At 59.6% G+C, this 23,307-nt stretch carries 24 protein-coding genes; 3 read left to right on the top strand and 21 right to left on the bottom strand.

The window, feature by feature from the left end; genetic code table 11:
* Nucleotides 1-44: 44 nt before the first annotated feature.
* From DWV32_RS01740 to DWV32_RS01725, 4 genes are all read right to left on the bottom strand, one after another.
* Entirely contained in the window at nucleotides 45-704 is a 660-nt protein-coding gene (locus tag DWV32_RS01740; RefSeq protein ID WP_158548957.1) for an SGNH/GDSL hydrolase family protein, read from the bottom strand.
* 75 nt (nucleotides 705-779) lie between these two features.
* Nucleotides 780-1,913 (bottom strand): TIGR02452 family protein, encoded by a 1,134-nt coding sequence (locus DWV32_RS01735; protein WP_117564637.1) that lies wholly within the window; start codon nucleotides 1,911-1,913, stop codon nucleotides 780-782.
* Nucleotides 1,914-2,053: 140 nt separating this feature from the next.
* Nucleotides 2,054-2,749 (bottom strand): Bax inhibitor-1 family protein, encoded by a 696-nt coding sequence (locus tag DWV32_RS01730; RefSeq protein ID WP_117757011.1) that lies wholly within the window; start codon nucleotides 2,747-2,749, stop codon nucleotides 2,054-2,056.
* An 80-nt stretch (nucleotides 2,750-2,829) separates the two neighbouring features.
* Nucleotides 2,830-3,168, bottom strand: a complete 339-nt coding sequence (locus DWV32_RS01725) for a hypothetical protein (protein WP_117757010.1) — start codon at nucleotides 3,166-3,168, stop codon at nucleotides 2,830-2,832.
* Nucleotides 3,169-3,418: 250 nt separating this feature from the next.
* On the opposite strand from DWV32_RS01725, the gene DWV32_RS01720 reads away from it, so the two are divergent.
* From DWV32_RS01720 to DWV32_RS01710, 3 genes are all read left to right on the top strand, one after another.
* Nucleotides 3,419-4,468, top strand: a complete 1,050-nt coding sequence (locus DWV32_RS01720) for an inorganic phosphate transporter (RefSeq protein WP_055251696.1) — start codon at nucleotides 3,419-3,421, stop codon at nucleotides 4,466-4,468.
* 67 nt (nucleotides 4,469-4,535) lie between these two features.
* On the top strand, nucleotides 4,536-5,159 hold the full coding sequence (locus tag DWV32_RS01715; RefSeq protein ID WP_055251695.1) for a DUF47 domain-containing protein: 624 nt from the start codon (nucleotides 4,536-4,538) through the stop codon (nucleotides 5,157-5,159).
* A 283-nt stretch (nucleotides 5,160-5,442) separates the two neighbouring features.
* Nucleotides 5,443-5,973, top strand: coding sequence for a nitroreductase family protein (locus DWV32_RS01710; RefSeq protein WP_117757009.1), 531 nt, complete (start codon nucleotides 5,443-5,445; stop codon nucleotides 5,971-5,973).
* A 166-nt stretch (nucleotides 5,974-6,139) separates the two neighbouring features.
* Here DWV32_RS01710 and DWV32_RS01705 read toward each other — a convergent pair whose 3' ends face one another.
* The 17 genes from DWV32_RS01705 to murD all read right to left on the bottom strand — a co-directional run bounded on the left by DWV32_RS01705 (nucleotide 6,140) and on the right by murD (nucleotide 23,307).
* Nucleotides 6,140-6,814 (bottom strand): DivIVA domain-containing protein, encoded by a 675-nt coding sequence (locus DWV32_RS01705; protein WP_006234242.1) that lies wholly within the window; start codon nucleotides 6,812-6,814, stop codon nucleotides 6,140-6,142.
* A gap of 61 nt (nucleotides 6,815-6,875) precedes the next feature.
* Nucleotides 6,876-7,121: a YggT family protein gene (locus tag DWV32_RS01700; RefSeq protein WP_227790178.1), complete on the bottom strand. Its 246-nt coding sequence runs from the start codon at nucleotides 7,119-7,121 to the stop codon at nucleotides 6,876-6,878.
* Nucleotides 7,122-7,178: 57 nt separating this feature from the next.
* The gene (locus tag DWV32_RS01695; RefSeq protein ID WP_089571591.1) at nucleotides 7,179-7,901 is read right to left on the bottom strand and encodes a cell division protein SepF; all 723 of its coding nucleotides are present in this window, start codon (nucleotides 7,899-7,901) and stop codon (nucleotides 7,179-7,181) included.
* A 60-nt stretch (nucleotides 7,902-7,961) separates the two neighbouring features.
* Nucleotides 7,962-8,699 (bottom strand): YggS family pyridoxal phosphate-dependent enzyme, encoded by a 738-nt coding sequence (locus DWV32_RS01690; RefSeq protein WP_117757008.1) that lies wholly within the window; start codon nucleotides 8,697-8,699, stop codon nucleotides 7,962-7,964.
* 119 nt (nucleotides 8,700-8,818) lie between these two features.
* On the bottom strand, nucleotides 8,819-9,676 hold the full coding sequence (locus DWV32_RS01685; RefSeq protein WP_117757007.1) for a PhoU domain-containing protein: 858 nt from the start codon (nucleotides 9,674-9,676) through the stop codon (nucleotides 8,819-8,821).
* Nucleotides 9,677-9,768: 92 nt separating this feature from the next.
* Complete coding sequence (gene pstB, locus DWV32_RS01680) at nucleotides 9,769-10,572, bottom strand: phosphate ABC transporter ATP-binding protein PstB (protein WP_089571588.1); 804 nt, start codon at nucleotides 10,570-10,572, stop codon at nucleotides 9,769-9,771.
* Between the two features lie 12 nt (nucleotides 10,573-10,584).
* A complete protein-coding gene (gene pstA / locus DWV32_RS01675; RefSeq protein ID WP_055251684.1) occupies nucleotides 10,585-11,490 on the bottom strand; it encodes a phosphate ABC transporter permease PstA in 906 nt (301 codons plus the stop codon).
* A gap of 3 nt (nucleotides 11,491-11,493) precedes the next feature.
* Nucleotides 11,494-12,420, bottom strand: coding sequence for a phosphate ABC transporter permease subunit PstC (gene pstC / locus DWV32_RS01670; RefSeq protein ID WP_117757006.1), 927 nt, complete (start codon nucleotides 12,418-12,420; stop codon nucleotides 11,494-11,496).
* 1 nt (nucleotide 12,421) lies between these two features.
* Complete coding sequence (locus tag DWV32_RS01665; protein ID WP_055251678.1) at nucleotides 12,422-13,258, bottom strand: phosphate ABC transporter substrate-binding protein; 837 nt, start codon at nucleotides 13,256-13,258, stop codon at nucleotides 12,422-12,424.
* A complete protein-coding gene (locus DWV32_RS01660; protein WP_117655144.1) occupies nucleotides 13,255-14,055 on the bottom strand; it encodes a polyphenol oxidase family protein in 801 nt (266 codons plus the stop codon). Before DWV32_RS01660 ends, DWV32_RS01665 begins: the two co-directional genes overlap by 4 nt.
* A 210-nt stretch (nucleotides 14,056-14,265) precedes the next feature.
* On the bottom strand, nucleotides 14,266-15,420 hold the full coding sequence (gene ftsZ / locus DWV32_RS01655) for a cell division protein FtsZ (protein ID WP_055251674.1): 1,155 nt from the start codon (nucleotides 15,418-15,420) through the stop codon (nucleotides 14,266-14,268).
* Between the two features lie 199 nt (nucleotides 15,421-15,619).
* The gene (locus tag DWV32_RS01650) at nucleotides 15,620-16,408 is read right to left on the bottom strand and encodes a cell division protein FtsQ/DivIB (RefSeq protein ID WP_233540375.1); all 789 of its coding nucleotides are present in this window, start codon (nucleotides 16,406-16,408) and stop codon (nucleotides 15,620-15,622) included.
* A gap of 424 nt (nucleotides 16,409-16,832) precedes the next feature.
* Entirely contained in the window at nucleotides 16,833-17,744 is a 912-nt protein-coding gene (gene murB, locus DWV32_RS01645) for a UDP-N-acetylmuramate dehydrogenase (RefSeq protein WP_117757004.1), read from the bottom strand.
* A gap of 5 nt (nucleotides 17,745-17,749) precedes the next feature.
* Nucleotides 17,750-19,168 (bottom strand): UDP-N-acetylmuramate--L-alanine ligase, encoded by a 1,419-nt coding sequence (gene murC, locus DWV32_RS01640; RefSeq protein WP_117757003.1) that lies wholly within the window; start codon nucleotides 19,166-19,168, stop codon nucleotides 17,750-17,752.
* Between the two features lie 97 nt (nucleotides 19,169-19,265).
* The gene (gene murG, locus DWV32_RS01635; RefSeq protein WP_117757002.1) at nucleotides 19,266-20,381 is read right to left on the bottom strand and encodes an undecaprenyldiphospho-muramoylpentapeptide beta-N-acetylglucosaminyltransferase; all 1,116 of its coding nucleotides are present in this window, start codon (nucleotides 20,379-20,381) and stop codon (nucleotides 19,266-19,268) included.
* Nucleotides 20,371-21,864, bottom strand: coding sequence for a putative lipid II flippase FtsW (ftsW, locus tag DWV32_RS01630; RefSeq protein WP_117640325.1), 1,494 nt, complete (start codon nucleotides 21,862-21,864; stop codon nucleotides 20,371-20,373). The genes murG and ftsW overlap by 11 nt, the downstream gene beginning before the upstream one ends.
* Nucleotides 21,865-21,900: 36 nt before the next feature.
* Entirely contained in the window at nucleotides 21,901-23,307 is a 1,407-nt protein-coding gene (murD, locus tag DWV32_RS01625) for a UDP-N-acetylmuramoyl-L-alanine--D-glutamate ligase (protein ID WP_117757001.1), read from the bottom strand.

Raw genomic sequence — 23,307 nt, 5'->3', positions numbered from 1 at the left:
CACCACAAAGGTGCCTGTCCCCTTTGCGGTGGCTTGGGACCGTGCTACTCACCGAGCATCTCTTTGAGCTTGGCTGCCACGGCGTGACCCAGGCTCTCGTGGCTTTCGGGCATCATATGCAGATAGTCGATATCGCCCGGCTCGGCAAACTCGGCGGCATTCAAAAAGTCGCAGCCAAACTGCTCGGCCACGTGCGCATAGTACTCGCCAAAATGCTCAGATGCCTCAACGGAATGCTCGTCAAAGTCGGTCATATACACATCGGCGATCTGCGGCTTGATCTTGATAGGAGCCATCAGCAGGATGCGCGGGCAAGGCGCAGCGTCGGTCCACGGAAACGCGCGGACGGCGCGAATCAGCGCCATGGCGCCACGGGCGATATCGGAAGCTGTCACGTTAAAGACCGTCTTACAGTCGTTGGTGCCCAGCATGATCACAATGGCGTCCAGCGGCTTATGGGCCTCGAGCAGCATCGGAAGCGCGCGAATACCGTTGAGGTTAGTGTCCAGATGGCACATGTCGTCGCGTACCGTCGTGCGGCCGTTGAGGCCTTCTTCAATTACATGCCAGCCCTCGCCTAAGTCACGTTGGACCACGCCACACCAGCGCACATCCTGCGCATAGCGCACCGCGGTACCGTCGCGCATGCCCGCCGGATCGTAACCATAGGTGTTGCTGTCACCAAAGCATAGAACGTTTTTCATCGTAAGCTCCCCACTCAATAAAAAGCCGACGGGAGCAGCCCCCGTCGGCTCGGTATATCGCATCACGCGCACCGTTTACAGGTACTTGCGCCAGTCGTCGTCATCCTCGTCATCCTCGGCAGCGGCCTGAGCCTGCTCGGCGGCACGGGCGGCTGCGGTGCGGGCGGCAACCTGAGCATAGGACTCCTCGTTGCGCTCGGGGAAGTTTGCCAGCACGTGCTCGAACTTGGCGAAGTCCTCGTCCCAGCGCGTAGAGGGCACGGCAAAGAAGACCTGCTTGACCTTGAAGTCGCCCGACGCGAGCTCCTTGCGGAAGAGCTCGGCCACGGCCTCGGCATCAAAGCCGTTGTTGTCGCAGCCCCAAGCACCCAGCACGAGCTTCTCGCGACCAAGCTCATCGCAGATGGCGAGCACAAAGCGAATGCGGTCGCGCAGGGCATCCAGCAGAGCATCGTCGCTCACGCGATACTCCTGGCGGGCGCGCCTAACGTTGGGCGCGGCGGCCACGATCACGTCGGCGTATGCATGCACGTGGTTGCGGTCGAAGCGCACCGCAGGCACCACCAGGGCGCGGTTACGATAGAGCTCGCAGTTGATGTTGCGGCGACGGTTCTCGCCGTACCACTTACGCTGCCTATCGAGAACGTTGTACAGATACGAATCGGCGCACAGCGTGGCCTCCTGGCCCAGATAACCCTGAATATATCCACCGCCCGGATTGGTAAACGAGGCAAAGGCGAGCACGGCCATGTCGCAGAACTGCGCATAGCCGCGACCGTTATCGAGGATTGCCTGCGTGGCGGAGGCATCAAGCACAGTGACCTCGGGCAGGACCGGAGCGGGCTCCTCAGCAGGCGCGGACTCAGCTTCGGCGATTTCCTCGGCAGGCTCCTCGACGGGCTCGGGCGCCGCCTCGGTCTCGGGCGCCGCCTCGACCTCGGTAGTCTCCGCGTTCTCGACGTCCTCGGCGACCTGCTCTTCGGCGGCCACAGCACTCTGAACCTTGGCCTTCATCGCCGCGACAAAGCCGGCAGGCATACCGTCAAACTCGCGAACACCGGCGAGCGAACGCTCGATATCCTTGGCGCACGCTTCGGACACAGTTGCCACGTGACGCTCGGCGGCCTTGGCACGGGCCTCGCGCTTGGGATTGGGCTGACCCGCTCGGTTGGACCTGCGGTTACGGTTCCTGTTGTCGACGTCTGCCATACGTGGCCACCTTTCCTGTCGCTGCCGCTATCGGCTTTTCCCATCCATGATACCCCGCCGCGTACAAAAAAGACGGCCCCGAAGGACCGCCTTTCACATCGTTTTACCGCGTCCGGCAGGAAGCATCGCAATGCCGCGCTTTAATCGCGACGGCCGAGGATGTTCAGAATGCGCAGGAACACGTTGATGATGTCCACGAACAGGTTGGATGCCATGAGCACGGCGTTGGGCAGCGTGGGCGGCACCGTCGTTGCCACATAGGTGTCGTAGCCGATGAAGCCGGCGAACACCACGATCACGATCAGGTCGGTGATGGACTGCGAAACGCCCATGAACATCAGCACGATCTCGACCAGAATCGTGGCAAGCAGGATGCCAAAACCAATGCCATACACACGCTGGAAGAACTTGGGGAAGGTCACGCCCAGCGCACCAAAGACAAAGGTGATGGCGGCCGTGGCGATAAAGGCGGTGTTAATGGTAGGCAGGTCGTAGTTGGCAAGACCAAACGACGCCGTCAGGCCAAAGGTGCTCGCAAAGACCACGTAGCCCACGAGTGACAGGCCCACGGACTGTTTGCTGGCAGCAGCCGACATCATGACCATGCCGACGATGGTCAAAATAAATGAGCCAAAGACCAGCGGCAAAGCGGCGCCGCTCATCATCATGCGCGCAAACGACATGGTGCTCGTAAAGTAAGCACCGGCGCCCATGGCGCAAAAGCCCAAAAAGATCAGAGCAGACATGACAAGGTTGTACGCGCGCGGCGACATCTCCTTGGCACGGCTTGCGCCGGTCTCGATGGGGCCATTCTGATAGCCCTGGATATCGTTCATAATTTCGTCCTTTCAAAAAGCACCGCGACGGCGCCGTAGCTGACAAGTTTCTTGCCATTGTACCCGAACGCCACGCGTTCTTACCTGCGGCGCTCGCTCTCGAGTGTTCGGTCGAACGCCCACACCCACCAACGCATCAGATGAGTCTGCGAGCCATCCGGTCGCTCGCGTGTCTGCTCTTCCAGATACAGTTCGGTCGCATGTCCGCCAAAACGAACCTTATAAGTCGCCGTACGAATGCCGTGAACCGTCAGGCCAAACCCAGTGGACGAGACAATCTCGTCAATCGTAAAGCAGCGACCGTCAACCCAGCAGACGGTAACCGGCACAACCTGTCCGCCCGCGAGAATGCGAGCCACGACGTCCACATACTGCTTGTGCACGCGCCGAGTTTTGCCGTCTGTCTGTCGATATTCCATGCCTCCTATTATCGAACGCATGTTTGCATATTGTAAAGCGAACAGACTGTGGTTTTGGGGTGTTGGGGCGCGCGCACGTGTCCTCATGGTGTGTTAGCAAAAAGAACACCCACGGTCAACAGGGCTAATAATCATTTTTAGTGCCAAAAAATTCACTGCTCCCATCAGAACTCGGTAAAGAAACCCGCAGGAGGTGATACGATTTATCATGTTTCTGTAACGTGCCTGCAAACTTCGAGAAAGCCCATATATGGACGTAACGTTCTCAACCTTCCTCGGCCAACTTGTGTCGAACCCAGTCCTTGCCGTCACCGTGATCCTCGCGCTCGGCGCCATCTTCGTCAATGGATGGACCGACGCACCCAACGCCATCGCGACCTGCGTCACTACGCGTTGCATGCCCGCCCGCGCCGCTATTCTCATGAGTGCCGCATTCAACTTCCTTGGCGTGCTCATCATGACGCACTTTAACGCGAGCGTCGCCAACACCATCTCCCATATTGTCGACTTTGGCGGAAACAGCACCATGGCGCTCGCCTGTCTGTGCGCGGCGCTGTTCTCCATCGTCGTCTACGGCGCCACAGCGTCGCGTTTTGGCATCCCCACCTCGCAAAGCCACAGCCTTATCGCCGGCCTGACCGGTGCCGCCATCGCCCTCGGCGGTGCGAGCAGCGTCAACGTCCACGAGTGGATGAAGGTCATCTACGGCCTGGCGCTCTCCATCGGTCTGGGCTTTGTCATGGGCTGGGTCCTGTGCAAGCTCGTCTCGATTCTTTTCGCCGCCGCCAACAGGCGACGTGCCAATGTCTTCTTTAAATACGCTCAGATCGCGAGCGCTGCGGCCATGAGCTTTATGCACGGCGCGCAGGATGGACAGAAGTTCATCGGCGTGCTCTTTTTAGGCGTGGCCTTTGCCAGCGGCCAGACGAGCGTCGGCGATGCCGGCATCCCCATCTGGATTATGCTGCTATGCTCGGCCACCATGGGCATCGGCACCAGCGTGGGCGGCGAGCGCATCATCAAGTCCGTTGGCCAGAGCATGGTCAAGCTCGAAAAGTACCAGGGCTTCTCCGCCGACCTGGCGGGCGCCGCGAACCTGCTGCTTGCCACCCTTACCGGCATCCCCGTGTCCTCCACGCACATCAAGACCTGCGCCATCATGGGCGTCGGTGCCGTCAAACGCCTCTCGGCCATCAACTTCGGCGTCGTCAAGGACATGATGTTCACCTGGTTCTTCACCTTCCCCGCCTGCGGACTCATCAGCTTTGTCATGGCCAAGCTGTTCATGATGTTCATCTAGTCAAACCGAACGTCCATCCGGACCGTAACACCTCGCCCACCCGTCTTCGCCTCGAAAGGACCCACTCATGGCAAAGAAACCCGATTCGTTCTACTTTGACAACTACGTCGCCTGCGCCGACCTTGCCGTCCAGGCCGCCGAGCTGCTTACCAAGATTTTCGAGAACTTCGATCCCGCGAAGATTCACGATATGCTCGACAAGATGCACGCGATCGAGCATGCGGCCGACAAGAAGCACCATGAGCTTGAGGACGCCCTGCTCACGGCCTTTATCACCCCGCTTGAGCGCGAGGACCTGGATCTGATGAGCTGCTCGCTCGACACCGTGCTCGACCGTATCGAGGGCGTCGTGCAGCGCGTCTACTTCACCAACATCCAGAGCATCCATCCCGATGCCATCGTGATCGCCCACAAGGTGACCGACGCCTGCCGCGCCATGAAAGACCTGATGGTCGAGCTGCCTAACTACCGCAAGTCCAAAACGCTGCGCGAGCTCGTCATCCAGATCAACACCATCGAGTCCGAGGCCGACGAGCTCTATATCAACGCCATGCGTAACCTGCACGTTAACGGCAAGGACCCGCTCGAGGTCATCGCTTGGCGTGACGTGTACGCCTTCCTGGAGTACTGCGCCGACTGCTGCGAGAATGTGGCCGATGTCGTGGATTCGATTGTCATGAAGAACAGTTAATTGGGGGTACGTGTCCCGGCGGCGAAGGGCCGGCCACGGTTTGCTTTCTCACTCCGGCTGCTTTGCAGAGTCGTTCGAAAGTAAACCGTGGCCGGCCCTTCGCCTTACGTACCACCATTGGGAACTTTGGCTGATAGATTTAGCGCGATGGGGGTTTGGCTGAAGGGACCTTTGGTATCCGTTCGGACACTTTGGCCCTTGATGAGCGTTTGGCTGATTGCTGCTTTGGGTACTCTTTGGGTTACTTTTGGTTTGTTTGATTTTTAATTTTAGGAGGGCTTGTATGTCTTATTTGGATCTGGCTCGTGGTCGGTATTCTTGTCGTTCTTTTGAGGACCGTTCTGTTGAGCAGGCTGTGGTGGATGCCATTGTTGAGGCTGGGCGTATTGCTCCTTCTGCTTGTAATAATCATCCAGCCCGTGTGATGGTGCTGGATACGCCTGAGCTGTTGGAGAAGGCTGCTGCTTGTCAGCCTCGGTTTGCTCGTGATGGGTCTATCTTTGGGGCTCCGCTTGTCTTCCTCATTTGTAGCGTTACCGAAGACGCTTGGGTGCGCCCCTATGACCAGATAAACTCCAGCGCTATCGACACCTCGATTGTTTGCGATCAGATGCTGATGGAAGCCGAGGAGCAGGGTCTAGGAACGTGCTGGGTGTGCCATTTTAAGCCCGAGCTAGCCCGCGAGCAGTTCAACCTGCCCGAGGGTGTCTATCCCTATCACATGCTCGTCTGTGGCTATCCTGCCGACCACATCGCAGACCCCGAGCATCGCGAGGCCCGCACCATTCCCCTCTCCGACTTCCTCCTCAAGTAGATTTTTGGGACATGCCTTAAAACCTACCCTTGACCGCTCACCCGTTCGCCGAGTTCTGCGCCACTATGTGCAGGGCTCGGTTTTTTATGTTACGCACCCCGGCACAGTCATAAAAAGGACCCGCAAGCTGCGGGTCCTTTCTAGGCACTAAATTGTAGGCCGAATGTTAGTCCAGGTCGTCGGCGGCAAAGTTGTCGATCGGGGCGAAGGGATCGGCCACGGGGACAACCGGGTCAGCGACGGGCAGCGGCTCGGCGGGAACAGTCACCGCAGGAGAAGCGGCAGAACCGACCGGCGTGGAGGCCATGAGGTCGGCCGGGAAGGAGTTCTGGGCATCGTCCATGAAGTGCTGGATGAGCTTGAGGTACTCGGCCTTGAACTCCTCGCGGGAAGCCTTGAGACGATCGATTTCCTCGAGCTCGGCCTGCTTCTCGGTCAGAGCCTGGCGGATAACCTCGCGTGCCTTAGCGTCAGCCTCGTTGCGGATACGCTCAGCGTTCTCGTTGGCATCGTTGACGATGGTCTCAGCGGTCTGCTGGGCAGCAATCAGGGCAGCGGAAATCTGGCGCTCCTGAGCGGAGAAGTCAGGGGCGGGAGCAGCCACGGGGGCGGCAGGAACGGCTTGGGCGGTGGCATCCTGAGCCTGGGCAAGCTGAGCCTGCGCATCGGCAAGCTGCTGCTCGGTAGCAGTCAGGCGACCCTTAAGGTCGACGATCTTAGCGAGCATAGCGTCAACCTCGGAGGACAGCGTCTCCAAGAAGACGTCGACCTCGGCAGGATCGTAGCCACGCTTGGCCTCAGAGAAAGTCTGAGCCTGGATGTCTGCAGGGGTAATAGCCATAACAAGTCTCCTTTTTCATCGCCTCGGCGCTACACGCCCGACGTAAGTTACAAAGTCAGTTCTATACGAGTATACCTATAAGAAGCTGCAGAACCAGCCTCTGCACCAACTGCAACGCAATAATCGCAACGACCGGCGAAAAATCGATACCGCCCATCGGCGGAATGAAACGACGGAACAGGTTGAGCCACGGACCGCACACGCTATCGAGCACCGCAGCAATATCCTGAAGTAAACCACCCTGCTTCATGGGAATCCACGTCATAAAGCAGTAGACGACAATGAGCGTGGAATAGAAGTTGAACAGCGTGTTGACCAGCTGGACGATAGTGTAGATGTTGATGGGAATCTCCTCGTCTTGTCTTTACTTAAGGTAGCCGTCGGCACGAAGCTTCTTGAGATCGGAATCTTTGACCTCGCAACCGGCGGGCAGCACCATGAACACGCGGTCGCCTACCTCCTTGACCGTGGCGCCCAGACCGCAGGCAAAGCCGTAAGAGAAGTCCAAGACGCGCTTGGCAACTTCGGTGCGTACGCCCACAAAAATCAGTGCGACAGGCTGCTTGGTGCGAACGCGGCGCACCACGGTCTCCACGTCGTCATAGCTCTCGGGGCGCAGGACATAGGCCGGCAGTTGCGGCGTGGCGTTGATGATATTGCTCGCATAGGCCGAGGCATCGCTCGGTGCAGGCGCGGGTGCAGCGGCGGCACGGGCGCGGGTGTTCTCGGCGTAGCTCGACGGCGTGTCATAGGCACCAGGACGATAACCGCTCGCAACACTGTCCTGCGAGCGCGAAGGCGGGTTATACGTCGTGGCATGGCGGGAGTCATCGCCGACCAGCTGACCGGAGCGCGTATACACGGCAACCGACTCAGCTTCACCGCGGCGCGTCTGACCAAGCAGGCCGTTGCTCGGCTCGTCTTGGGTGTAGAAGCCCTCGCCCGAAGCACCGCCGTAGCCGTTGCCCTGATAGCTATCGTCATAGCCGTCATCGTAGCCGTAGTCGTCGTCCTGGCCATAACCCTGGTCGTAACCCTGCTGGCCGCCCAGGTGCATCTTATTTTTAATCTCGTCAAGGAAGCCCATGGTTGTGTCCTCTCGCGGTTTAGTGCAGGCGCCCCGATAATCAGTGCGCACTTCAGAGCCTTATTTTACTGCAAACTCCGGGCTAAATACTACCCTGCCCAGGCGAACGAGCGTAGAGCCCTCCTCAAGGGCAGGCTCAAAGTCCTCGCTCATGCCGCAGGAAAGCTCAGGCAGGTTCAAATCGGGATGCGCCGCCTCCAGCTCATCCCTCAGCTCACGAAGCCCCGCAAAGGTGCGGCGTGCCACATCCTTATTCCCCCGGGGCGCCATAGTCATAAGCCCCTGCACGCAAATTCCCTCAAGCTCCGCAAGCTCACCCGCGGCGGCGCGAATCTCATCGGGCGAAAAGCCTCCCTTCGACTCCTCACCACTCACATTGACCTCAATGAGCACACGCTGGGGGCCGGCGAGCTCGCCTGCCTCAATCTTGCGGATAGCACGGCTCGAGATCGCCTGCGCCAGATGCAGCGAACCCACCGAGTGAATCAGCTCGGCTGAGCCCAGCACCGCATTGATCTTATTGGTCTGCAGGTTGCCGATCATATCGAAGCGCACCTCGGGCAGCTCCGGATGCTCCGCCAGACCCGTGAGCTTGCGAACCAGCTCCTGCGGGCGGTTCTCGGCAAAATGGCGATACCCCGCCTGGATGGCAGCAACAGTCTCATCGACACCAACGGTCTTGGACACGGCAATGAGGCGCGCGGCGTCGTGGGGGCGGCCCGCGCGATCGAGCGCCGCATAAAAACGTTCCAGAATCTGCTCGCGGCGAGCGCGCATCAAATCCAAATAGTTATCCATTGCTAATCGCCTCCGCTGACAGCCAAACAAGTAGTCCCATGCTAACGCAAGAGCGCGGCCCCGCATGTGCAGGGCCGCGCTCACTTAGGTATTTACAATCTTTCGACGAACGGGGCTACTTACTCCTCGTCGTCCTCGCCATCGTCCTCGTCCTCAAGATGATCGAGCAGGTAGCGAAGACCCTCGCTGACCTCGTTGGCGGGCACCTTGGCAACGTAGCGCGCGTCGACGGCGGGCCTCATGATAACACCCTCGCCCGAAGGCACGCGCATGCTCTCGAGCTCGTCCTCATCAGTGCGGGCGATATCGCCGGCGTTCATACGCTGACCAGTCAACAGGAAGGTCAGACGGCAAGCGGCATCGATGGAAATCGAAGCGATGCGATCGAGGTAGCGCGAAACCATGATGGCGCGGCGCAGGTCGTCATAGTTGCTGTCGTCGTCCATAAAGTCGCCCGTATCCATACGGTTAAAGGTGCGGAAGAACTTCTCGTAGGCAGCGTGCACTGGCTCGTCCTCGACGGCCAAGTTGCAGATGATGGACATGTCATTGGTGACGAGCGCAGAAAGCGAAGAGCCCAGCACCTGGTAAACAGCTTCGGCCTCGGCCTCAACCGTACCGACGAGCTCCTGGGGCAGCGAGATGTCGGCCTTGACCATGTGACGCGTGGCGCGGCAGATCTGGCGAACCTTATCGGTCATGCGCTGCAGGTTAAAGTCGACGTAGATAATCGTCTGCAGCAAGCGGAAGTCGGAGGCGACCGGCGACTGCGTGGCGATCAGGTTGTAGCACACGGCCTCCAAGTTGGCGCAGCGCGCGTCAATCGAAAGCGTGCGCTTCTTGGTCTTGGTGGCGAGCTTGCGGTCGTCGGTCGCATAGGCCTTAACGGCATCGTGGAGGGCCAGATCGACGGCCTCGTAGATGCTCAGCATCTCGTGGCGGGCCTCGATGAGCTGACGGGAAAACAGTTTACGCATGGTTCACTCCAATCAGTTGGGTGCGGTCATGCCGCCCGCACAGTGAATACGCACCGGACCAGGTCCGATCGGCTTGGGACTAGTCGCACCGATCAGCCAAAGCGGCCGGTGATATAGTCTTCCGTCCGCGAGTCCACCGGGCTGGTGAAGATCGCGTCGGTTTGACCATACTCGATGAGCGTGGCAGGCTCACCGGCAACTTCCTGCAAGAAGAATGCGGTGTAGTCGCTGATACGAGCTGCCTGCTGCATTGAATGCGTGACGATGATGATCGTCATCTCGGGCGCCAGCTCGGCCATCAAATCCTCGACCTTAGAGACGGACGTGGGGTCGATGGCGGAGCAGGGCTCGTCCATCAGGAGGACATCGGGTTGCACCGCAAGCACGCGCGCGATGCACAGACGCTGCTGCTGACCGCCCGAGAGCGCCAAACCATCCTTGTTGAGCTGATTGGATACCTCTTTCCAGAGGTTGGCGCGCTTGAGCGATTCTTCCACGATGTCATCGAGGTCGCTTTTGCTAGTCACGCCCTGCAGACGAGGGCCAAAGGCGACATTCTCGTAGATGGATTTGGGAAACGGGTTGGGCTGCTGAAAAATCATGCCCACGCGGCGACGGAGGTCGACCGGGTCGACGCCCTCGGCATAGATATCGTTGCCGTCGAGCGTCATGGTGCCCTCGACGCGCGTACCCTCGATCAGGTCATTCATGCGGTTGATGCAGCGCAAAAACGTCGACTTGCCGCAGCCCGAAGGGCCAATGAAGGAGGTGATGGCGTTTTTGGCGATGTTGAGGTCGAGCCCCGTCAGCGCATGAAAGTCACCGTACCAAAAGTTGAAATCCTTGGCCGTAATGGCCGCTTGCTCCAGCGTGGGAGCGGACTGATAAACGGACATGGGACTCCTTAACTAGCGACGCTTGCGCGACAGGAAGCGCGCAAACAGGTTGAAGGCCAGAATGATCACCATCAGCAAGAGCGCGGTGCCGTAGGCTGCGTTCATGTTGATGCCGTCGTTGGCAAGCAGGTACAGGTGAACGGTCATGGGGCGGCCGGAATCGAGCGGCGAGATAGGTAGATTGATGGCCTGGCCCATGGTGTAGAGCACCACGGCGGTCTCGCCAATGGCACGGCCGATGGCAAGGACAATGCCCGTGGCAATACGGCCAAAGGCAGAAGGAAGCACGATCTTGGAGACAACCTGCCACTTGGTGGCGCCCAGGCCATACGCGCCCCAACGGATATAGCGCGGAACGGCGCGAATGGCCTCTTCGGTGGTGCGCATGACGATGGGAAGCATCAAGAGCGCAAGCGCCAGAGCGGCCGAGACCATCGAAAGGCCCAGACCCATAGCCTCGACAAACAAGGCGTAGCCAAACAGGCCCATAACGATGGAGGGCACCGAGGCCAAAGCGTCAGCAGCGTAGCGAATGAGCTCGACGATCTTGCCCTGCTTGGCGTACTCGGCCAGATAGACGGCTGCCAGCACAGCGATCGGCGTGCAGATAAGCATGGCGAGCGCCGTCACATAGACGGTCGAGACGATCGTGGGCCAAATACCGCCCTCGGCGTTGACGCCCTGGGGCCAACCGAAGATAAAGTCGAGCGAGATGTGTGGCAGGCCGTTGATGACCACGTAGGCGATGATAGCGACCAGCACCAGCGTGGTGATGTATGCCGCGGCACGGAACACGCCAAGCATGATCTTGTTGGACAGGTCCTTGTTGATGCGGCCCTTCTTGCCGTGGGAAAGGGCACGCTTGATGCGCTCGCGCGACGAGGTCGTATCGACCGTCGTGTCAACGGAATCGGACATAGCCTACCCCCTCTTCTTCTTGGAAATCAGACGGACGATGCCCACCAGCGTGGCGGAAATGATAAACAGGACCACGCCCATGCCGAACAGCGCCGAGCGATGCAGACCCGAGGAATAGCTCATGTCGAGCGCAATCTGGCTCGTGAGCGTCGAGATGGGGCTCGCAATGCTGTCGGGAATAACCGGGGCGTTACCCACGACCATGAGCACGGCCATGGTCTCGCCGATGGCACGGCCCATACCCAGCACGATGGCATCCACGATACCCAGCTTGGCGGCAGGTAACACGACCTTATAGATGGTCTGCCACTTGGTGGCGCCCATGGCATACGATGCCTCGCGAATGCCCATGGGAATGGAATTGAGGGCATCGATGGTGAGCGTGGTGATGGTAGGGACGATCATGATGGCAAGCACGAACCACGCCGTCAGCGCACCAAAACCAAGACCACCGGTCAGCTGCGCGATAAATGGACGGATGATGATCATGCCAAAGAAGCCATAGATGATAGAAGGGATGCCGGCCAACAGGTCAACGGCAGGGCTGATGAGCTTGCGCACGCGCTTGCTGGCGATCTCGACCAGATACACGGCTGTGCCCACGCCTAGGGGCACACCCATGGCGAGCGCACCGACGGTCACCAGACCCGAGCCGGCAAGCAGCGACACGATGCCGTAGTGACCCTCAGAGGGCGCCCACGTAAAGCTAAAGAAGTCCGCCAGACCGATGTCGGTAAAGACGGGCAGCGCCGAGTACGTGGTAAAGACAAAAATCAGGATGACGGTAACGACCGCCAAGAACGCGCAGGCAAAGAAGATCCACTGCAGCGCCTTCTCCTTGATATAGGTACTGCGCGATACGAGCGCCAGCTCGCGCTTCTTGGGCGTCTGAACATTCCGCTCAGTCTGGGAGTTTTCCTGTGCTTCCATGCTACTCACTCCCCTTCTCGTCGTTGGTGACGGGGATAAAGCCCGCCTCGCGAATCTGCTTGTCCATCTTTTCGGACGTCACGTAGTCGATGTAATCCTGCGCCTGCTGCGAAGGCGCACCCTTCACAAAGAAGTAAAGGTCGCGTGAGATGGGATAGCCGCCGCTCGCGACCGTCTTCTCGGACGCCTCAACATGATTGACCGAGACGGCCTTGACCGAGGTCTTGGCGTTGAGGCTATCGACGAAGCCCAGCGAAATGTAGCCAATGGCACCGCGCGAACGAGATACCACGTCGCGCACCTGGCCCGTGCCCGAAAGAACGGCCGAGCGGCGATCGAACGGGGTGCCGTCCATCACGATGGTGCGAAAGGCCTCACGCGTGCCGGACGCCTCATCTCGGTTGATGACCTGAATCCTCAGGTCCTCGCCACCGACTTCTTTCCAGTTGGTGATCTTGCCGGCGTAAATATCGCGGAGCTGCTCGGTCGAGAGGTTATCGACCGGGTTATCGTCGTTCACGATGACCGCGATACCGTCGTGGGCAATGACGATGGGAGTCAGGCCCAAATCCTGTTCGTCGGCATTGAGTCCACGGGAGGAGCTGGCGATATCGGCCGTGCCAGCGCTGACGGCTTCGATGCCAGCGGAAGAACCCAAACCGGAAACGAGCACGTCGATGCCGGTCTCCTCCTTAAAGCCCTCTGCCGCAATCTCGGCGATAGGAAGGCAGGTCGTGGAGCCGGCCACAGTAATGGAAGAGGTAGAAGATCCCGAAGAACAGGCGCACAGCGTAAGCGTAAGCACAGCGGCGCTCAGGACCGATACGATCTTTCTCATAGCATCACGCCGATCGCGGCATGGCGCCCACAGGTGCCGTCCTCGTTACGGTAGGAATAAAAGCGGTCGTTCTGACGCACGGTCGAAAGCTGGGTATCCACGATATTATCCGCGTCGACACCGACATCTACCAGCGCCTCGCAAATGGCAGCGGAAAGATCGAGCATGCGAGAGGTACTCGCATCGATCCAAGAGAACTCGGCGGCAAAGCGATCCATGAGCTCCTGGGAAACCTCGTACTCGTCACCCAGGATATGGGGCCCGATATAGGCGGAAACGTCGCTCGCATCGCAGCCGGCAGCATCGCAAAGCGCCTGGCACGCCTTGGCAGAAATACGTGCAATCGTGCCCTTCCAACCGGAGTGCACCACGGCAAATCCGCTGGGGGCCACCAGCACCACGGGAACGCAGTCGGCAAAGCAGAGCAGCACGGGCACGTCATGGGCCGTACAGACGATGGCGTCGCAGCCCTCGGCAATCTGCTCGCGAACAGCCTCAAGATCGTCGGCGCCGTTCGAAGTCACCGTAACGATATGGTCACCATGTACCTGATTGGGCACGAGCAGATTATGCTCGCACTCAGTGGCGCCCATAGCTTCGAGCGCTCGACGACGATTTTCTTGAACAGCAAAGGGGTCATCGCCTACATGCGAGCCCAGGTTGAGCGAGGAGTACGCATCTTCAGAAACGCCACCGGTGCGCTCGGTAAAGGCAAAGCGGACATCGGATGTCGCGCCCTCCACCAACGTAACTCCATCATGGTCGACACGCGAAACGTTGTCCGCACGTGCTGCCATACTAAAGCCTCCTAATAACACAAGTACCGCGGCGTCGCCGCGCAGTCCGCGTTTATACGGCTGTCATACTTCCTTAAAAGGATACCCGCAGCGGTAGGGACCAAACGTAAAGGGAACGTAAGGAGATTGGAGGCTTTCGTTTACAAACGAGAAACAAAACGGGGTGCATCCGAATGGACACACCCCGTGCAGGTCGTTGAGAAAAACGAACTAGAAGCTACCGCGCTTTAGGAAGTCGGGAAGCTCGAACTGGTCGTTGCCAAAGTTGGGCAGCTCGGTACCACCGACGTTGCGGGTCGGAGCGGCCTGAGCCGGGCTGGCAGCCGGAGCGGTGCGCTGCGGCTCAGCGGAGGCAGCGGCCTTGCTCTGAGACTGCTGAGCAGCAAAAAGCTCATCCTGACGGTTGACGTTGGAGTCGGAGAAGCCCGTAGCGATGACGGTGATACGCACCTGATCGCCCAGGGACTCGTCGACAACGGTACCGAAGATGATGTTGGCCTCGGGGTCGACGGCGTTGGCGACAACGTCGGCGGCGTCGCTGATCTCCTGGATGCCCAGGTCCTTGGAACCGGCGATGGAGAGCAGCACGCGCGTGGCACCATCGATGGAGCTCTCGAGCAGCGGGCTGGAGATGGCCTGCTGGGCAGCGTCGACGGCACGAGTATCCCCAGAAGAGGTACCGATACCCATCATGGCGGTACCGGCCTGCTTCATGATGGTCTTAACATCGGCGAAGTCCAGGTTGATGATACCGGGGACGGTGATGAGGTCGGTGATGCCCTGGGTGCCCTGGGAAAGGACGCCATCGGCAATCGCGAAGGCCTCGAGCATGGTGGTCTTCTTCTCGGCGATGTCGAGCAGCTTATCGTTAGGAATGACGATCATGGTGTCGACGCAATCGGAGAGGGTCTTGATGCCCTCCTCGGCGCTCTTCTTACGCTTGCGGCCCTCGAAGGTGAAGGGCTTGGTCACGACGGCGACGGTCAGTGCGCCGACCTCGTTCATCGCGATATCGGCAACGATGGGAGCAGCGCCGGTACCGGTGCCGCCGCCCTCGCCGCAGGTGATAAACACCATGTCGGCGCCAGCGAGCGCCTCGGCGATGTCGTCGCGGGACTCATCGGCAGCCTTGCGGCCAACCTCGGGATTGGCGCCGGCGCCCAGGCCGCGGGTAAGGTCGGTGCCGATGTGCACCTTGATATCGGCATCAGAGATCGCGAGTGCCTGAGCATCGGTGTTGATGGCAACAAACTCGACGCCGCGGATGCCCTCTTCGATCATTCGATTGACCGCGTTGGTACCGCCGCCGCCGACGCCGACCACCTTAATGACGGCAAGGTAGTTGTTGATCTCTGTCTCGTGCATGTCGGTCCTCCGAACAAAGGTTATAGCCATAGCATGGGTCGACCCCTGCGCACATTAACCTTCAGGTTGAAAGTAAATGCAAAGGTAAACCGTATTATGTTTGCACATTATGAACGTATCAGTCAAATAATTGACCGTGAAAACCAAACAAACCAGATAAACGGCGTGGTATGGCCCCTCAACAAAGCATCAACCAGCGCTACGAGGTCGGAGCATTCCTAAATGTGTAGTTGCCCGGAGAGCGCACATTGATATACGTTACGCCCTCTACCTGCGAAAGCAACTTGGTGACTACGCGTTCCTTCTTGGCGATATCGTCCGAATCGCCCAGCGACACCTCAATGCCGTTATTGAGGTTTGCCGAGATGGCTTCGACCGAAGGCGTGGAAATATCCTTGACTTGTCCCAAGAACTCGCCCGAAAAACCACGCACATAATCCAGGCCGGCCTTAACGGCTTTGGAGTTAACCGCCTGGCCGGAAACCGGAGCGACATCCGCCGAGACATCAGTCAACAACACCGCGCCATAATGCTTGGCGAGCGCCAGCGCGGCATCGATTCCGGTCAAGGTATTTGAGCCCTGCCCTGTCGTGATGACGTTGCCCTGGTCGTCCACTTCGACCGACGTCGACAGCGGGGCGATCCAGGTGTCATCGTCTCCGATAGCCCAGGCAAGGTCGTCGGAGCTGATATACGCAATGGCGATAACTTTACGCTCCGTCGGCGTGATGATAAGCGTATGGGGAAACTGGCGCTGGACATCCACGCCCGAAACCCACGGGTTCTGCTTGAGATCCTCGGTAATCTGGTCGGGATCGACGTTAAAAAGCGACGTTCCCTCGGGCAAGTCGATCAGCTGGATAGCATCGTGCTTCGTCACATGCTCGCTGCCTTGAATCTGAATATCAGTGGCAGTAAACAGTCCAGAGTTGATCACCACGATGGCAACGACGACGAGCACGACCAAGACGGCCAGAACGCCGCCCACGATTTTGCCTTTGCCTGTAACGACAGAAGCGGCGTCTGATGTTTTATTTGCCATCGCTCCAAGTGAAGATAACGGGTTGAAACCTTTTTTACTCGAAGGCTTCTTGGCGGTAGCCGGCACCGATGTCAGCGAGCGCGGTTTCGATGCGCCCAGCGTGCGACCTGGACGCGCCGCTTTAGTTCCCGTCGAGGGCTTGGGAGCTGCCATGGGACGGGCAGGCTTGGCGCCCATAACAGGCTTTGACGTCACCGAGGGACGCGAGGACTTTTTTGCGGCCGGACGATTACCGAGCTGCGAGCCGACGACCGGACGACTGGTCTGTCGAGCATGCCCGACAGACTTAGAGTGCGCGACGGTATTGCGTTGAGGTTTGGCAGGCGCGCCGGAACGCCCTCCGGCGCGGCGGAAGGTGGGTTTCGATGCTCTAGAAGCCGAGGAATTTAACTTCCGGTCTGAGCTCGATGCCATACGCCTCCCTCACCTTTCCGTGCACATGTCTAATAACCGCGGCAACGTCATCGGCCGAGGCAGTTCCGTTATTAACGATAAAATTAGCGTGAACGGGCGAAACTTCCGCGCCGCCAATCGAAAAACCCTTTAATCCACAATCCTCGATAAGCTTGCCCACACTCGCATCGGGCGGGTTGCGAAAGACAGACCCGCAGGATGCGCGACCCATGGGCTGCGTACGCTTGCGCCTTGTAAGGTACCGCTCCATGCGCTCGCGAATGTCGGCCTTGGGCGCCGGTTTAAGCTTGAGCACGCACTCGAGGATGATCTCATTGCGGGGAAGGCTACATTCGCGGTAGCCCCAAGTGATCTCGGACCCCGCATAATGCTTGATACCGGATGCCGGGTCAAACGTTACGACATCCTCAACCAGCGAGCCAATCCACTCGGTCCGTGTGCCGGCATTCATAGATATCGCACCGCCGACCGAACCAGGAATGCCAACGGCAAACTCAAGGCCCGAGAGGCTACGCGACAGGGCATCGTTGACCAGGCGCGCAAACATCACGCCCGCACCGACCGTCAGCATACAACCGTCATCGGCAACAACCGTGCGCTGAAACTCACGTCCGAGCGAAATGACGGCACCGCGATAACCGCCATCGGCAACCAGCAGATTGGAGCCCTTGCCGATGATGACCCACGGCACCTGCTCGCGATCGAGCACCGCCACGGCGCGGCGGAGGGCATGATAGCTATGGCACGTCACAAAGAGGTCGGCCTTGCCGCCGATACGATAGCTCGTATGACGCGCAAGGCGCTCGTCCTCGATCACATCCGTGTCGATCATGCCCGAGAGCGCCATGACGGCGTTAAACAGACCCATTAGACTTAAGCGTCTTTCTTGGCAGTCAGATACTCGATAAACTCGGGACCGACGGTCGTAACGTCGCCGGCACCCATGGTGAGCAGCAGGTCGCCCTCGCCCACCATCTGCTCGAGCTCCTGATTGAGCTCAAGACGGCTGGAGCAGTACACGACCTCCTTGCCAGGATGCTTGGCGCGCACGGTATCGGCGAGCATCTTAGAGGTGACACCCGGAATGGGCATCTCGCCAGCCGAGAACACATCAATCAGCAGCAGTTTATCGGCATTGGCAAATGCATCGGCAAAGTCGTCGCACAGGGCCTGCAGGCGCGAATAGCGGTGCGGCTGGAACACGACATCGACGTGCTTGTAGCCCAGCGAGGAAGCGGCAGCAAGCGTCGCCTTGATCTCGGTGGGGTGATGGCCGTAATCATCGACCACGGTGATGCCATCGATATCGCCCACGTGGGTAAAGCGACGGCGGACGCCCTCAAAGCTCGAGAGCGCCTTGGCGGCGGCGTCGATGTCAAGGCCCAGGACATGGGCGACGGTGAGCACCGCCGTGGCGTTGAGCATGTTGTGGCGACCGGGGTTGCTCTTGATCTCCACAGTGTGCTCAGTGCCGTCCTCAAAGCGAACGATAAAGTCACTCTGGATGCCCTTGACATCCGGGTGCACGCAGACGATGTCGTTGCTCTCGGCAAAGCCGTAGGAAAGCACGTGACGGCCCGTCGACTTGGCGAGCTCGACCAGATGCGGGTCCTCACCACAGACGATGACGGTGCCGTCCTCGCCCACCAGGCTCATGAATTTGGCGAAAGTTGCCTCGATCTCCTCGATACCCGAGTAGTGATCGAGGTGGTCGGCCTCGACGTTGGTCACAATGACTACGTTGGGGTTCAGGAACAGGAAGGAGCTGTCGGACTCGTCGGCCTCGGCGACAAAGTAGTCGCCCGAGCCGTTCTTGCCGTTCGTGTCATAGCCCTCGACGATGCCGCCGATCAAGAAGCTCGGATCCAGACCCATGCGGTCGAGCATGGTGGCGCACATCGAAGACGTGGTGGTCTTGCCATGCGTGCCGGCAACAGCGACGGTAGTGTAGCCGTGGCCCAAAGCAGAGAGCATCTTGGCACGGGGCCACACGGGAATGCCCAGCTCGCGAGCGCGCACGAGCTCAGGGTTGGACTCCGGAATAGCGGTGGAGACAACAACCACGTCGGGCTTGACCTCGTCGATCGTGGCTGCCTCATGGCCCACATGCACCTTCACACCAGCGCGTGTAAGCTGGCGGATATAACGTGATGTCTTAAGGTCGGAGCCGGTAACGGCATAACCGCGCTCGTGCAGAACGAGGGCGATGCCGCTCATGCCGGCGCCGCCGATACCGATAAAGTGGGCGCTCTTAAACTCGGGCGCGGAGGTTGCAGTCTGGGAATCAGCCATGTGCTCGTGTACTCCTTGCGTAAACACTGCCTGTAACCCGTTAACTGTACCGCACCTACTGCATCAGCGCGAGGGCGACCGACGATATCCCGTCTAACTAACGCAAACCCTCTACCGCATCGGCCAGAAGAGCGGCGGCCCTATCCTGAGCCAGACCACGCGCCGCCTGACGCATGACGTCGCGCTCTGCCGCGTCATCGACCAGGTGCAGCAGCTCATCGGCAAAGGCAGAACCGTCGATATCGGCATCGGCACAGAGCACGCCGGCCCCGGCGTCGACCAGATAACGGGCATTGGTGGTTTGGTGGTCGGCCGTCGCATGCGGATACGGCACGAGTATCGAGGGCACGGCGAGCGCAGCGATCTCGGCCACGCTCGATGCACCCGAACGCGAGAGCACCAAATCGGCAGCAGCCAGCATATCGCCCATGTTGTCGATGTAAGGCTGGACGCGGTAACGCTTCGCCTCCTCGGGCGTCAGCGCCAAAGCGCGCTCGGTCTCCTCAAAGCCGTCGGCACCCGTCGAATGCAACACATAGAGGTTCTTGCGCGAAAGCAGCTCGTTTTTGAGCGAAACCGCGCGCTCGTTGAGGTGCTGGGCGCCAAGTGAACCGCCAAAGACGAGCAGCAGCGTAGCGTCCTCGGGAACGCCAAGTGCCTTGCGGCCGCGAGCGCGATCGCCCTCGATCACCGAGCGACGTACGGGGTTGCCGGTCATGAGCACGTGGTCAGGGTCACCTTCGCGCTCAAAGACCGAGCGCGCTGCCGGCACCGAGATGCACACGCGAGCGGCGTGGGAGTTCATCATCTTGTTGGCCAGGCCCGGAACAGAGTTCTGCTCATGCAGCAGATACGGAACGCCTGCGCCCTTGCACCACCCCAGCAGCGGAACCTCGACATAGGCACCAAAACCGATGGCGGCATCAGGCTTGCCGACCTTTGAGAAATGACTGGCGAGCGCACGCTTGGCCTTGTTGACACGCCACAGCGAGGTCAGCGCCGTCCAAGGACGGGAGCGGTCGAAGCCCGTAACCGTAATGGGCACAAAATCAAACCCAGCCTCGGGGACCAGACGACCCTCGAGCTTGCGCGACTGGCCCACGAACACAACGTGGTGGCCACGGTCACGCAGCTCTTCGGCCAAGGCGAGCGCGGGGTTGATATGCCCTGCCGTGCCGCCGGCTGCAATAGCAACGGTCATCTTATCGGTCATGGTAGTCCCTTCGTACACGCGGTCCCTGGTCGTCGGTGCGCAAACGCGCCGACGGGTCCGAGTTCAAATCGATTCGATTATATCCGCCGCCCGCATTGCGAGGAGTTGGGCGCTGCGGACGACCTTGCGGCGCCGTTCGCTGACGCGGACGGGCTGCCGGCTCGGTCGCAGAGCCATCCAGAACGGTAAAGCCGTTACGCGAAGACCGCTCGCCGCGCACGTGGGGCACGCCGGCGGTACTCTCATCCATAACGGCAAAGCTCTCGCGGCGACGGTCGTACTCATCGCGACGGGCGCTCTCGTACGAAACGCGTAGGATCAGACCGGCAAGCATAAGCGACACAATAATCGACGAACCGCCATAGCTAATAAACGGCAACGGTTTGCCCGTCATGGGAAACACGTTGAGGATGCCCAGCGCATTGATCAAAAACTGCACCGCGAGAATGACCGCAGAGCCAGACGCCATGAGCGCGCCCCGACGATCGGTCGCCTGCTCGGCAATGCGAAACGCCGAGTAGATCAGCATCGCAAACACCAAGAAGAACAGGACGGTTCCGACAAAACCGACTTCCTCGCCAATGATGGCCAGGATGTAGTCATTGTGCGCCTCGGGCAGATACGAGTACTTCATGGTTGAGTTGCCGATGCCACGGCCGAACAGACCGCCCGAGGCAAAGGCCATGATGGCAAGCGTGGCCTGATAGCCGTCACCATACTCGTCGGCCCAAGGGTTCAAGGCAACCTGAATACGCACCATACGGTATGGCTCTGCGACAAGCGCAATCACGATCACGAGAATGCCGAAGATTAGCACGCCGATGATAAATCTGGGGTCGAGACCCGCAAACAACGCCATGCACATGAGGGTCAACAGGATGATCAGGACGGTACCGAAATCGGGCTGGATAAAGATCAGAAAGAGCGAAATGCCCAGGTAGATGCCCATCTTGCGAAGGAATTCGTTGATGTTGCCACCGGGCGAAAAGAAGCGATCGAGCATGATGGCCGAATACGCAATGGCAAATGGCTTTAAAAACTCGGAAGGCTGGAACTGAATGCCGGCGATGTTGAGCCAGCGCGTGGCGCCACGGCTGCCGCTGCCCACCAAGAACACCAGAAACAGTAGCCCTATCATGCCTATGAGGAAGATCCTGAGCACATCCTCCCCAAACCAGCTGTCCGGCAAAACGCGCACGATGGCAATCAGCGCCAGAACACCGACCACGGCAAACGCAGCCTGTCGACCCAGAAAAAACGTCGCTGAGCCATTCTCGTGCAGCGCCTCGACCGAAGACGCCGAGTACACCATCAGCAGGCCAAAACACACCAAGATAAACAGACAGGCCATGAATATCAGACGGGGGCGCATGATGCGGGCGGGAACGCCGGCAATATAGCGTTCGCTAAACGACCGCCCGCCGCGACCGGAACGCGGTGTGCTACGCCGCGAGGAAGCACGGTCCGAGTCGGGCCTCCTCATACCTTGTCGGGGGCTCTCCTCTCTCACCGGCAACCCCTATTCCATTTGCGATTTCGCTGCAGCGGCAAGCTGGGCCACATAGTCCTTAAACACGCGGCCGCGCTCCTCATAGCCCGAGAACTCATCGAACGAAGAGCAGGCAGGAGAAAGTAAGATCACGTCGCCACGGCTCGACAGCGAACGGGCAACGTCCACGGCATCGCGTAGGTCATCCGCCTGGGCGATATCCACATCGCCATCGACATCGGCCTCGTCCATAGCGGCGGTGAAGCGCTCGCGCGCATCGCCAAAGCAGACGACCGAGCGCACGTTATCCATAACAACGCGCGCGAAGTCCGTGAGCGGCGTGCCCTTATCGTGGCCGCCGAGCAGCAAGATCACGTCGTCATCGGGAAATGCCGTCAGTGCCTTCTCGACCGCGTCGGTGTTGGTCGCCTTGGAATCGTTGACGTAGCGCACACCGTCAATCTCGCCGCACGGCTCCACGCGATGCTCGAGCGGCTGGAACGAGGCCAGACCGCGGCAAATGCCCTCGGGATTGGCACCGACGGCCAGGACAGCCGTGGCAGCGCACAGGGCATTGATAACATTGTGATGGCCCGAGATCTTGAGCTCGGATGTAGCGATGAGCGGGGTCTCGACGCCCTTCAGGCGCACGATCATTTTGCCATCGCGCACAAAGGCGACATCCTCACCCTCTGGCTCGTCAAAGGCAACCTTGCAGATGCGACGACCCGGCGTGTAGATGTACTCATCGAACTCGTGAATGCCGGCGTCTTCGACGTCGACGACCACCAGATCGTCATCGACCATATTGTCAAACAGTTTGATCTTGGCAAGCGCATAGTTCTTATGGCTCTTATGCCAGCCCAAGTGGTCGGGAGTGATGTTGAGCAGCACCGCCACGCGAGGGTGGAGCTCGGTGGTCGTAGCAATCTGATAGCTCGAGAGCTCAGCCACAAACCACTCGTTGTGGGCTCGGCCGTCAATCTCGTTGATAGGCGGCTCGCCGATGTTGCCGACAGCTACGCTGGCCTCGCCGGCAGCCTTGAGCAGATAATCAGTCAGCGACGTGGTGGTCGTCTTACCGTTGGTGCCCGTGATGGCAATCCAGTTATCGGGCGACAGGCGATAGGCAAACTCTGGCTCACCCATAATCTGAGCGGCATGTTCGCGCCCGGCCTTAAAGAAGCCCGAGAACTCCGAGATGCCCGGGCACGTCACGCATACGTCATAGGCGCCCTCGACCTGTTCGGTCCCATAGACAAACGACGCACCAGCAGCCTCGAGCGCACGCGTGGCGTCATTGGGCTCAGAGGTGCCGCCGCCATACACGGTAACGGCGCTTACGCGCTCGGGATGTGCCAGCGCCCAGCGGGCGACATCGAGACCGGATTTGCCCTGACCCAAAACGAGCAGGCTAAAGACATCAGCAAGAGGCAT

Origin of the sequence: Collinsella sp. AF04-24, from assembly GCF_003465685.1 — a bacterium.
Lineage (GTDB): Bacteria > Actinomycetota > Coriobacteriia > Coriobacteriales > Coriobacteriaceae > Collinsella > Collinsella aerofaciens_AP.
The sequence above is the reverse complement of the archived record's forward strand: the minus strand, read 5'-3'. Positions and strand labels throughout refer to the sequence as shown.